This is a genomic window from Pseudomonas sp. MYb327 (genome assembly GCF_040438925.1).
Lineage (GTDB): Bacteria > Pseudomonadota > Gammaproteobacteria > Pseudomonadales > Pseudomonadaceae > Aquipseudomonas.
This window is the reverse complement of sequence record NZ_CP159258.1, coordinates 3,421,699-3,432,847: the sequence shown is the minus strand read 5'-3', so window position 1 is coordinate 3,432,847 and position 11,149 is coordinate 3,421,699. Positions and strand designations below refer to the sequence as shown.

The window sequence follows — 11,149 nt, the reverse complement described above, 5'->3', positions numbered from 1 at the left end:
AATCACGGATCCGGCCGCTGCTGAGCCGCCTGGGATGTCATCAACAACGGATCAGACGCGATGAATGCACCGCTGAAAGAGTTCGGCCCGATCAAGGCCGTGATTTTCGATATGGACGGCTTGCTGCTGGACACCGAAGGCATTTACACCGAGGTCACGTCGCTCATTGCCGGGCGTTACGGGCGCACCTTCGACTGGAGCATCAAGCAGAACATCATTGGTCGTGGTGCGGGTGATCTGGCGCGATACGTGGTCGAGGCGCTGGATCTGCCAATTACCGCTGAAGAGTTTCTAGTGATCCGCGAACCCTTGATGCGCGAGCGTTTTCCTACAGCGCAGGCAATGCCTGGCGCACAGGAGCTGGTAAGGCATCTGAAGGCCAACAACATTCCAATTGCCGTGGGCACCAGTTCCTCGAGCCAGTCGTTCGGCCAGAAAACCACCTTGCACCGCGACTGGTTCGAGTTATTCGACATCATTGTCACTGCTGATGATCCGGAAGTCGGCGCGGCCAAGCCAGCGCCGGATATTTTCCTGACTGCTGCGCGTCGGCTGGGTGTGGCGCCCGAGGATTGTTTGGTGTTCGAGGATTCACCCTTTGGTGTGACGGCGGCGAAAGCGGCGGGAATGACGGCTATTGCAATTCCGGATGCTGCGATGGCTGATGAAAAATACGCACACGCTGATGGGATTCTTCGTACGTTGAAGGCATTCAGGCCGAGTGCTTGTGGATTGCCAGCGCTTGAGTGGACCTGAAAAATGTGGGAGCAAGCTCACTCCCACATTCGGTTTGTATTTAACCCATCACGCGCCAAAACCACCGTCGATAGTCAGGCTCGCGCCGGTGATGTAGCCGGCCTCAGGGCTGACAAGATACGCGACGAAACTGGCGATTTCTTCTGCCTTGCCGTAGCGCCCGACGGCCATCAACGGGATCAGGCTGTCGGCGAAGTCACCGCTGGCCGGGTTCATGTCGGTGTCGACCGGGCCCGGTTGTACGTTGTTGATGGTAATGCCTTTTGGACCGAGATCGCGGGCCAGACCCTTGGTCAGGCCAACCAGCGCCGATTTGCTCATGGCGTACGGGCCACCACCGGCGAAGGGCATGCGATCAGCGTTGGTGCTGCCAATGTTGATGATGCGGCCGCCTTCGGTCATGTGTTTGGCGGCAGCCTGGGTGGCGATGAATACACTGCGCACGTTGATGGCCAGGGTCTGATCGAAATCTTCCAGTTTGAAATCTTCCAGCGGTGCAACGGCCAATACGCCGGCGTTGTTGACCAGGATATCCAGCTGACCGAACGCTTCCACGGTAGCGTTTACGGCGCCGCGAACGGCCTCGGCGTCAGCGCTGTCAGCCTTGATGGCCAGGGCTTTTCCGCCGGCGCTGGTGATGCTGTTTTGCAATTCTTCGGCCTTCGCCGTGGAGCTGACGTAGGTAAAGGCGACCGCCGCGCCTTCAGCGGCCAGGCGTTTGACGATGGCGGCGCCGATGCCGCGGGAGCCGCCTTGAATCAAAGCCACTTTGCCGCCGAGGTTCTGAGTAGTCATATCGATCTCCAAAGTCCCGAGGCGAAATGTCCCGGTTGATGGAGACTAGTATTGAATCAGGATTACAGGCTGTCTTCCGTACCCATCAGAAAGTAAAATCGCTGTCTTTCAGATCAGTGGTTTACAAGAAAATAATCATATAAAGGTAAAGAAAAAATGCATTAGTTTGTACCGGAGGAAAAAACGTAGCCATTAGAAAATAAAATCGCGATGCGATGGTCGAGTCGGATTATTGAATGTCGAACGTAATTGTGCAGCAGATTTTAACAAGGATGTTCACAGTATGTTACGGGGCGGCATAGAACAATTATTTGATTTGGCTGTGTTTAAGAGTAATAGCTGAGCCCTTTACTTGAAATAGTTGAATTGAAAAGTGTTGTGCCGGTTTATTTGGGGCCAGGAATGTTGCGCAAAGCTGTATGGGGGGGGTTGTGTCTTCTTTGATTTATATTAGCGGTACAGATAATTTTATATGAATATAGTGGCGGGTTTATAATGGTTCGCAGGATCATCATTTTATTTTAGGGGGGGTTATTCGAAGGCGGCTTTTTTTCGATGATATAAAAAATACCAGCGACGATAAAAAATTAGTCGGCTGGTGGTTTGGTGGATGTTCGTTGCCCTGTTTTTGAACTTCTCGATATCTGTAAGTAGTCCATTTTATAACTGGTTTCAACATTGTTTTATTACTGTGTTAAAGGGCGTCGCGTAAAAGTCTTATAAGGTGGCATATAGGAATGTAGCTATGATAAAATCGCATGCCTGTAACGTGAGGGACTATCTGGAAATTTTTATGGAGAAATGATCGTTCTTTTTGCCATGTTTTCCAGTCGTTCATGGAGTACATAATTTGATTTATTGTAAAGTTTACTTCCGTGCAGCATTGTCCGATATGGCAAATTTTATTGCATTCAATTTTTTTGTCAATCATGCTGTGAGCGATTTCTGCTAACAGAGGTCGACTGTAAGCCCAAGGTGATAAGTGCATTGAGCACGTAAATCCAGGGTATTTTTTGAGTTGTGTTGCGATCATTTTTGATGCGTATTTTCGAACTTCATCTAAAAATGAGTACGTCTTTTTTTCTTCTGCTGGCATTCTTGAGTTCCAAATATTTTCACATAGTAGTGCTATATCAGTTAAGCGCGAAAGTCGGGGTATGTAAGTGTTTGGCCCAAATGTCTCTATGTTTTTTTCATTGAATAGTGCACCTTTTTGATATGTGGATTTTCGCCGATCTGATCCGCATTTACAAAATAGTAAATTTGCTGTCGTCCAATGTTCGGTTTGATGGCAGTTCGGGCATTTGGTGATTATTCGCGTTTGATGGAAAGGGCAGATAGTTAAGCTACGGATATCTTGGAATACAGTAATTAACTCATCGCGTAAGCATTTTGGACAGTACACGAAATGGTGTGAAAAAAAGGAGCGGTAGACGAAAATCTCATCAATGATCCAGAGTGAGGCCTCTATATTTTTCACCGAATAAGTGTTTTCGATGAGTGGTTGCTCTATCTCTGGCGCAGCTATAGTCAGTATTTTTATAATCGGTGATTGCTCGGTTAACAAATCAAGTCCATCACCGCTGCAAGGAACCTGTAGCGATTTACACATAAGAGCTACATTGCCATAGCCATTGTGAAGTGCTGTGCGCATTATAACGCCTTTAGGGCTCTCCCAGTTCTGAGGTTTTGCCACGTAGCAGATTTTTTTCATTTTTTAGACTCTATCAGTCTGCTGGCTCTGGCTTTCAATGCATTATTAACTTGATGGGAGGTCATGCGAAAATAGTTTGGGCTGCAACAAAACTCTAGGTCGTCAGCGGCATTCGCGAAATCGGATATCGTCAAGGTGTGGTCTCCTCGAATGAGGGCGATTTTAAAGCTGTCATGCAGTAAAATACTTAGCCTTCTAAAGTTTCCCTGGGTGGCCAAATATATGGCTTTGTAATGATAAGGCTCTGTGAGGCTTATATGATTTTTCAACTCACCCAATCTGATCATTTCCAGTTGTAAACCTGCAAGAATGCCAAGAAGGACCGGTTTAGAATGGTCCTCGGCTAAAGGCAAGATCTTTAGACGAGCACGATAGGGGAAGCGATCACTTAACTCTTGAACTATATTAATGGTGGCTTCCGCTCCAGTCGAACCTGATACTACAAAGGGTATGCCGGAGTTGTTCATAAGCTTGATTAACCAATTGCATAGCGAACTTTTAGTTTTTGTTCTGCCTTTCTCGGCGATATGATGGAAGTCATCAAAAATCACCAGTTGAACCTCCATCGTAATTAGCCTTTGCATGATTAGGGTTTCTAAAGTGGTTATGCTTTGGTAGTCTCTCGGCTCCTCGTTAAGAGCTTTGGCCATTACTAACGACAAGCTTTTTATGGTGGCAGATTCAGGCAGTTCGATATAAACGCAATGACGTATCTGTCTCACACATTTATCGCTCTTTTGAATGGGGTTGATAGGGTTCATTTGTTTTTCTATCATCTGGCATAGTCTGGTTTTTCCAACGCCTGTAGGGCCAATCAGCATGGCAGAGGAAGGGTCTTTACGGTCACGCGTGGTGTCGATGCATTTGCTAACAAGCCTCATGGCTTCTTTGTAACCTGGGTACCAGACAGTACAGGCGGCCAGTGATTCAAGGGCCTGCTGAACGTTGATAGCATTTACCAAAGTAGTCATAGCCGTTCTACCTCGAATATAGGAATATCATCGTCTCCCTGTGGCACTTCTCCCGGTGTTACAGAGATTGTTATATTCTTCGGGCTGGGGGGCGGGGAGTTGGCTGCATGCTTTGATTTCGCATGCGGGTGAAAATGTCGAGAGCTTTCGTACTCTTCGTTCATGCGTTGTCGAAGCAGAAATAAGGCTAAATCCGCTTCGCTGTCATCAAACTCTCGACCTTCTGCCAAAAACTGTTGATGTAATAAATTATGCTCCGTCAGAGTAAGACCGTTTTGATACTCCGGACGAGTGGCATATGCGGACTCAGGGTGGCGTAAGTTATCCGGGTGAGCAACCCAAATCTCACCTAAATCTAGGGGGTTGTAATAACATTTCGCTTTTTGCCCGGGTCTCATTTTTAATCGCATTTCATTGAGGCCCGGGCCATACCAGCTTAAACATAAAAAATGCACTCGCCCCGCTTCGCTTATGCTTGATTGGGTGACGACTCTGCACAGTGTACTCAGATCTTTTGCTGTAAATTTTTCCGGTGGCAATCGATTCCTCATTGCTCGATCCCACGCAACAGCTGGCGGCATATTCAATGTGCGATGCTTTCTTTGATGGTAGATATTTTCTATCCAATACTCTGCATGCATCTTCATGCTCGCCGCGGTAAATGCCGCTTCGCCTTTCGAATCGTAGTATTGGCATTCGATGGGATTAGACATCGTGGTTCCTGGCTGCTCATGGAGCCACAATTCGAATGTTTCGAAAAAACGCTCTATTCGCGCTCGAGCGTTTGGAATGCATGGAGGGCCACGGTCAAACAGAATATTCAGACGGTCCAGGAAATAGCGTATTATTACATTATAAAATTCGGAACCATTGTCACTATGTAGATGGATGGGTTTACCACGGCGACACTCCTCGCCGGGCACTGCTTGCAATGCCTTCGTTAATGCACGGATGGTTTTTTCTGCACAGGGGTATGTAGCGGAAAGCTCCCAACCGATTACGCTCCGAGTCTTGATCTCTAAAATGAGAGTCCACCAGAGAATTTTTCCCAGCAAGTTTCCGTTTTCATCAATAATATTGATATCGAGAAGATGGTTGTCGATCTCAGCGAGATCTAATAACTCAAGCGGTTCGTCGCTCAGTTTGCTGGAGTGATGGTGTTTTTTTACATAACCTTTACCCTGCCGCACTTTATCGCTAGTCAAGTGGCACAACTTTCTAATCTTTCGCTGGATAGTTGACAGTGATGGGGTCTTCAAAAACAGTGTTGAGTACCCCTCGCGGCGACGATTCATCAGGATGATCTGGGCATGAATGAATCTGTGTATCGTTTTGACTTTAACGGGAGGTGTCTTTAAATACTCTTGCTCAATCATTTCCTGGATAATAGATTCGACGTTTGGATCCAGGTGTTTACCTCGCGGGGCAAAACTTTGCTCCTTCAATAGACAGAAACGATCGCAGTTATGCTCCTTGTATTTTTTCAACCATTTGTACACTGAGTTGTAGCAGGGCGGGGAAGGGTCGTTCATCTCTATGGCGAGTTTGGCAACGAGTGCTGTGGTCGCTGGCTCTGGCAATGATCCGCCAAATTGCTTGTACAAGGCATATGTGTAACTGAATTTACGTTCCGCTGCGATGACTTGAGGGGATTCTGGGTCAAGGTACGCCAGGGCCTTTGACCCCTCTCCTGGCGAACGCGCGAATTGCACTATCGTTTTTTGAACAACCTCCGTAGTTAGTGCATCGATAGTGAGGGATAAGGTGTGTGGTCGGTCCAGGTCCCTCAGCGTCACCAATTCCTCGTCGACGTGAATGACCGCCATCGTCCGGTTACTGATGATGTATTGGGCTCCTACCGTTGGATTCACCGGTTTCTCACTCATGAGACGGTGCTCGATTGACCAAGAGGTCTAACGTCAAGCGTTGGCTTAAATCAGCCATCAGGTGTCCCGTGAATAAGTTGTAGCAGATGGTTGCAATGTTCGGCGCGCTGCTGTCTTGCACCAAATCACCGAGCGTGGTGGGCCATTCGCGTTGATGCACGTAGTGATAAAAGAACATTTGCTGCTGTTCGTTATAAGGCCTCAGTCGGCTATATAGTGCTTTCAAGGTCTGGTATGTGGTTGGCCCAGTGATGCTCAACTGGTCCCGACGCCGAAAGGACCAGCCTTCCCTAATGCAAAGGGCATTGAAGCTTTCGAGTTTGGCCAGACGCTCGGGCCGTTGTTTGCTGAAATCCTGTTTGACCTCAGTGAAGTAACTGGCGCCATGGGCCAGTACCACCAGGAAATCCGGGGTGTAGCGATAATGCTGACCGTCGTCCACCCAAGTAAACGTATGAGGTTGTGTGTAGTACTTCGCGACCTGTGGATCGTGCTCCAACCAGATGCAATATGCGGACTCCAGCACCGCGTCGCACACCATCGAACGGCCATTTTTTAGGGAGGGAAAGTCTACGATGAAATTTTGACGGCGCCGCCGCGAGGATTGCCTCGCGGGCCCATCGTCGAGGTTCATTTTCTTGGACGTGATGATCATTTTGCTCCCTCCTGCCAGGCTACGGATTGTTCTGCCGAAGAGTTTGCTTGTCCTTACCTTGACACTGACTGCATGAGGAACACGGAATAGCTTTAATGGGGGGCGGGCTTCATCAGGAGCTGCCATACCTTAATGGTGCCGTTGCGGACAGAGTTTCAACCACTTTTTGAACAGATTGCACAGTGTTGGTAGGGGCAAAGCGAACACGGACGTTGAGCAGGGTCGGTCCGATGCAATATCTCTCTGATATGCACGAGGAGCCTCTCCACCAAGAGGTGCTGGCTCGCTCGATATACAGGTTTTCCCTCTACCCCTGAACAGAAGTAGAGCGAATGGCTATAGGATTGCTTCGATGTAGTAATTACCTACTTAATGCCGCAGCGTGTTCAATATATTGAGCTTGTTTTAATTTTTTTGTGGCTTTGCTTTGAACCCTTAAAAAAATCTCAAGAGCGCTCTAGAATCATGCTAAGTATCTTGAAAAAATTCCCAATGCTTGCAAAAGTCTTACTGTATTTAGGGGGAAATGATTTCTAGCTCCCGTTTTGCCGCTGATCTCGTCTTTTTTCTGAGGCACGGCTGGAGGCAGCGATGGACTATTTGCGTCATCCCGCAATTCATAAATTTCGAACGATAGTTTTTGGCTATTCCCTTCTTTTCAGAGGTGGATTCCAATCGAGAAACGATTTTGCACTATGGTGCGATCACTGGTGGCTGACACGTCATCCGTACACGCCCAAGCGGTCCAAACCCAATGCGAAGTGGTTCGGCCTGTTAAGGGGGGCGTGGCCACGCGAGCCGTGCGCTTCTGAATTGATCGAAGATTTTCCCCTCTTGGCACAAGTTCTGGATGATCCGCTGTGGACCGTGCTCGACTGGGAGGGTAACGCGGCTGATTTGGCCATAGGGTTCATTCGCCGCGTTCGCATCAATGACGCTCCGCTGCTTCCGTTCAGTAATAAGGTGATGGAGACCCTGTGCGGTTGTCCCGACTGGAGACGATTGGCTTTCCTGGTTGCACTGCTGCGCACACGCTCGACGCAATATCTCTTCCACCGGTTATGGCTGCAAAAGAACTTTGCCTGCTACGTGGAACTCGTATGTCTGACGGTACCCTTCTGCGCCTGTTGCTCAGAACTCCATCGACACTTGAATGCGCTCTATTTGCTTGGCGAATTAGGCGCAGTAGATCACTGGCCGCAGGATCCCCATTCCTTTTTCATTGCCTTGGAGGGGCAGGAGGCACTGTGGGCTACGCTTGCAAAAATGAATTGGTTCCATGAAATGGATACCTTCAGCGTCACGATGCTATGGTGCGTGGCGGCAGCCCATCCGTTGCTATTGCCGCGATTCGCCCAAGAAGAATATGACTGTCCACCAGGGATATTGCAGCGTGTGCACACAACTCTTTCCACTCAAGCTAACACGCTGATCAACTTAATTGATTAGCACTGTGGGACGCTTGGAAAATTTTCTAGCGCTGCTCTAACCAACCGAATTTTACTTTCGAGCGGCGACCAACTTTGATCCAGTGTTGGCTATGTAGAAGGCGCCATTTGACGAAGTAGGGCTTGTAGTGCCTCAATTTGACGGGCCTGCTCGCGCAACTGCCGTCGATCATGGCGGTACTGAAGCAGGTACGGTTTGACTCGCTCACGTAATAGGGTGTGCTCGGTCATCAGCTTTTGCAGTTGCGCGTTTAACGTGTTGTAGTCGCGCTGAGTTTTGATAAGGGTCTGGGTGTGTTGACGTGAGTTCGCCTGCTGGGCTCGGTATTCGTTAAGCAAACGTTCCTGTTCGCGGTACACATTGACCAATTCCTCTTGTTTGGTCAGTTGAGCGTTTTGTAATGACCGTAATTCTTGACGTAACTGATTGGTTTGCTCGTCGTGCCGACGCAATTCCTGCCCGCGTTGGGCCAGTTGCTCCTGCCGATAATGCTCAAGGCCCTCTCGAGCATGTTGATGTTTTTCCTCCAATGATTGAACTTGACATGCCCGTTCTTCCAGCATTTGTTGCTGACCTGACACTAGCTGTCGCAGTCGTTGGTGTTCACCCTCACTGTCTTGCAACCGCTCGCGAAGTTCCCGTTCGCACTGACGCTGTTGTTCCAGATCGTCCGTCAGGTGGCTGATGGTGGCCAGTGCTTGTTCAAGGCGTTCACGCAATTGCGCGCGTTCGCAAGCATAGTTGGCTTGCTGCTGTCCTAGTTGCTCGCGCTCTTCGGCTACCGCCTCCTGTGCGTGTTGGGTTAAACGCTCGGCTAAACTCGATACCAGCGACAACATCTCTTCACTGACAGTCAGAGGCTGCGTGTCGTCAAGGGCAGTGCCGTTTAGTTCTTTGAGGTAGCGCTGGATCGTACTCTTCGACCCTGTATTACCCAGCTCGACCCGCACCAAGTCGATACTCGGGTGCAGCCCACGGGCCAGCAAGGCGTCACGCGCGGCGCGGACTAGGGCTTTATTGATACCGCCACGGGCCATGGCAGGAGCTCCTGTAGGGATTTCCGGTAGTTAGGCAGTATGGCGCATACCGGATGACCTGCTTGGTCTCAAGCCGTGAGCGGCTGAAGGATCGGTCCAACCCCGGATAAGCCTGGTGAGAAGGGAATGGATATGAGCACGACCGTAGAGTGCTAACTGCAGCGGCGAGCCGGGAAAGTATGACGCGGCGCTACCACCAGGTCTTGGCGCGTTACGAGACCGACTGGAGTGGTTTACTGAACGTGACAAGCCTTTTTCGAGGTCAGGCCCCGAAATCGTGGTATGCGGGAGGTGAGATGGGCGATTCGGAGCGGTACCTGCAAGCGGCGCGACGCGACAGTACGCATCGGCGCTATGCACAAGCCATTGAACACTTTGAAGTGGAGTGGGGCGGGATTTTGCCTGCATCCATTGAAAGCGTCGTGCGCTACCTGGCGGCCTATGGTGCCCAGTTATCCAGCAACACCTTGCGCACGCATTTGGCGGCCTTGGCCCAATGGCACCAGCAGTACGGCTTCGATGACCCGACCAAGGCGTCACTGGTGCGTGATGTGCTGCGTGGCATTCAAGCGCTGCATCCGCAACTGATCAAGCAGGCCGAAGCGCTGCAGTTACAGAGGCTAGAAGCGTGCATTCAGGGCTTGGACCTGCAGTTGACCTCTGACCAAGGGGCGGTGCGGCTGCGTGCGGCGCGGGACCAGGCGTTGATCCTGATGGGTTTTTGGCGTGCACTGCGGGGTGACGAGTTGTGCCGACTACGTATCGAGCATATCCAGTTGCGTGAGGGGCAAGCGCTGGAGATTTTCCTCACCAGCAGCAAGACCGATCGAGACCATCGCGGCCGTACCCTGGAGCTCCCGGCACTGAAGCGATTGTGCCCAGTGGACGCCTACCAGCAGTGGCTCTTGGTCAGTGGCCTCCACCACGGGCCAGTGTTTCGCGCCATCGACCGTTGGGGCCATTTAGGGGAGGAGCGGGTCAATCCGAATAGCCTCTCGCGTATTTTGCGTCTGGCGTTCATGCGCAGCGGCGTTGCTGGCGAGGAATACACCGTGCATTCACTGCGCCGCGGTTTTGCTACCTGGGCCAGTCGCAACAAGTGGAGCAGTAAGGCGTTGATGGAATATGTCGGTTGGCGCGATGTGCAGTCGGCGATGCGGTACATCGAGGCGGATGTGCCGTTTGGCGATTGGGCCCGTTGAGCGATCCGACGGCGCCCAGTGAGGTTTTTTTTCCATTCGCGTGTACTAACTGGCAAGAAAATCTAGAAAATCGGTTTTATGCGCAATTATGCAAAAATTCATAATTTGCCTTGGGCGGAGTAAATCCAAGTTGGACATCGCGAATCCTCCTTGGAAAAGAACAGAGTAGATCCTGCGCATTGAAAGCAACCAGTTGCTAAAGGGCGAAGGGCTAACCCTGTTTCTCTCCAGCAGCCAATCCGACCGTGAACATAAAGGCCGCAGCGTCAGTGTGCCGGCGTTGAAACGGCTGTGTCCGGTGCAAGCGTATGAGGAGAGGCTGGCACTCAGTCAACTGCAGGCGGGGCCGGTGTTTTGCAGTATTGATAGCTGGGCCCATCTCGCCCCAGCCGCCTTTCACCCCTACAGCGTGGCACGGGTGTTGCGCCGAGCCTTGACGCGCGGCGGCGTCGCCGGCTCGCGCTACAGCGGTCACTCATTGCGCCGTGGTTTTGCCACCTGGGCCAGCCGTAACCAATGGAGCCCGAAAGCCTTGAAGGAGTATGTCGGCTGGCGTGATGTGCGCAGCGCCATGCGCTACGTGGAGGCCGACGCGCCGTTCGGTGACTGGAGGCGTCATCCCGATGAGTCAAAATGACTGCGTCGCGCCGATTTCGTACTGCGCTACGGCCTACGTTATTACAG

Annotated in this window: 10 protein-coding genes; 4 read left to right on the top strand and 6 right to left on the bottom strand. The window is 50.7% G+C overall.

Annotation, left to right across the window (positions count from 1 at the left end; translation table 11 throughout):
* The first annotated feature begins 60 nt into the window (after positions 1 to 60).
* The gene (locus ABVN21_RS15390) at positions 61 to 756 is read left to right on the top strand and encodes an HAD-IA family hydrolase (RefSeq protein ID WP_339552784.1); all 696 of its coding nucleotides are present in this window, start codon (positions 61 to 63) and stop codon (positions 754 to 756) included.
* Positions 757 to 804: 48 nt separating this feature from the next.
* On the opposite strand, the gene ABVN21_RS15385 is transcribed toward ABVN21_RS15390, so the two are convergent.
* The 5 genes from ABVN21_RS15385 to ABVN21_RS15365 form a co-directional block, all read right to left on the bottom strand.
* On the bottom strand, positions 805 to 1,551 hold the full coding sequence (locus ABVN21_RS15385; RefSeq protein ID WP_339552785.1) for a 3-oxoacyl-ACP reductase family protein: 747 nt from the start codon (positions 1,549 to 1,551) through the stop codon (positions 805 to 807).
* Positions 1,552 to 2,245: 694 nt separating this feature from the next.
* Entirely contained in the window at positions 2,246 to 3,265 is a 1,020-nt protein-coding gene (locus ABVN21_RS15380; protein ID WP_339552786.1) for a hypothetical protein, read from the bottom strand.
* The gene (locus ABVN21_RS15375) at positions 3,262 to 4,236 is read right to left on the bottom strand and encodes a TniB family NTP-binding protein (protein ID WP_339552787.1); all 975 of its coding nucleotides are present in this window, start codon (positions 4,234 to 4,236) and stop codon (positions 3,262 to 3,264) included. The genes ABVN21_RS15380 and ABVN21_RS15375 overlap by 4 nt, the downstream gene beginning before the upstream one ends.
* Complete coding sequence (locus tag ABVN21_RS15370; RefSeq protein WP_339552788.1) at positions 4,233 to 6,122, bottom strand: hypothetical protein; 1,890 nt, start codon at positions 6,120 to 6,122, stop codon at positions 4,233 to 4,235. Before ABVN21_RS15370 ends, ABVN21_RS15375 begins: the two co-directional genes overlap by 4 nt.
* A complete protein-coding gene (locus ABVN21_RS15365) occupies positions 6,115 to 6,777 on the bottom strand; it encodes a TnsA endonuclease N-terminal domain-containing protein (protein ID WP_339552789.1) in 663 nt (220 codons plus the stop codon). The genes ABVN21_RS15370 and ABVN21_RS15365 overlap by 8 nt, the downstream gene beginning before the upstream one ends.
* A gap of 591 nt (positions 6,778 to 7,368) precedes the next feature.
* Between ABVN21_RS15365 and ABVN21_RS15360 the strand changes: the two genes are divergently transcribed.
* Positions 7,369 to 8,226 (top strand): hypothetical protein, encoded by an 858-nt coding sequence (locus tag ABVN21_RS15360; protein ID WP_339552790.1) that lies wholly within the window; start codon positions 7,369 to 7,371, stop codon positions 8,224 to 8,226.
* Positions 8,227 to 8,315: 89 nt separating this feature from the next.
* On the opposite strand, the gene ABVN21_RS15355 is transcribed toward ABVN21_RS15360, so the two are convergent.
* Positions 8,316 to 9,263, bottom strand: a complete 948-nt coding sequence (locus ABVN21_RS15355) for a DNA-binding protein (RefSeq protein ID WP_339552791.1) — start codon at positions 9,261 to 9,263, stop codon at positions 8,316 to 8,318.
* 296 nt (positions 9,264 to 9,559) lie between these two features.
* Between ABVN21_RS15355 and ABVN21_RS15350 the strand changes: the two genes are divergently transcribed.
* Entirely contained in the window at positions 9,560 to 10,465 is a 906-nt protein-coding gene (locus ABVN21_RS15350; protein ID WP_339552792.1) for a site-specific integrase, read from the top strand.
* A gap of 193 nt (positions 10,466 to 10,658) precedes the next feature.
* Positions 10,659 to 11,102, top strand: coding sequence for a tyrosine-type recombinase/integrase (locus ABVN21_RS15345; protein ID WP_339552793.1), 444 nt, complete (start codon positions 10,659 to 10,661; stop codon positions 11,100 to 11,102).
* The last annotated feature ends 47 nt before the right edge of the window (positions 11,103 to 11,149 follow it).

What these genes read in the sequence shown, in the direction of transcription:
- ABVN21_RS15390 (WP_339552784.1), top strand. Translation starts at nt 61, where the DNA reads ATGAATGCACCGCTGAAAGAGTTCGGCCCGATCAAGGCCGTGATTTTC.
- ABVN21_RS15385 (WP_339552785.1), bottom strand. Translation starts at nt 1,551, where the DNA reads ATGACTACTCAGAACCTCGGCGGCAAAGTGGCTTTGATTCAAGGCGGC.
- ABVN21_RS15380 (WP_339552786.1), bottom strand. Translation starts at nt 3,265, where the DNA reads ATGAAAAAAATCTGCTACGTGGCAAAACCTCAGAACTGGGAGAGCCCT.
- ABVN21_RS15375 (WP_339552787.1), bottom strand. Translation starts at nt 4,236, where the DNA reads ATGACTACTTTGGTAAATGCTATCAACGTTCAGCAGGCCCTTGAATCA.
- ABVN21_RS15370 (WP_339552788.1), bottom strand. Translation starts at nt 6,122, where the DNA reads ATGAGTGAGAAACCGGTGAATCCAACGGTAGGAGCCCAATACATCATC.
- ABVN21_RS15365 (WP_339552789.1), bottom strand. Translation starts at nt 6,777, where the DNA reads ATGATCATCACGTCCAAGAAAATGAACCTCGACGATGGGCCCGCGAGG.
- ABVN21_RS15360 (WP_339552790.1), top strand. Translation starts at nt 7,369, where the DNA reads ATGGACTATTTGCGTCATCCCGCAATTCATAAATTTCGAACGATAGTT.
- ABVN21_RS15355 (WP_339552791.1), bottom strand. Translation starts at nt 9,263, where the DNA reads ATGGCCCGTGGCGGTATCAATAAAGCCCTAGTCCGCGCCGCGCGTGAC.
- ABVN21_RS15350 (WP_339552792.1), top strand. Translation starts at nt 9,560, where the DNA reads ATGGGCGATTCGGAGCGGTACCTGCAAGCGGCGCGACGCGACAGTACG.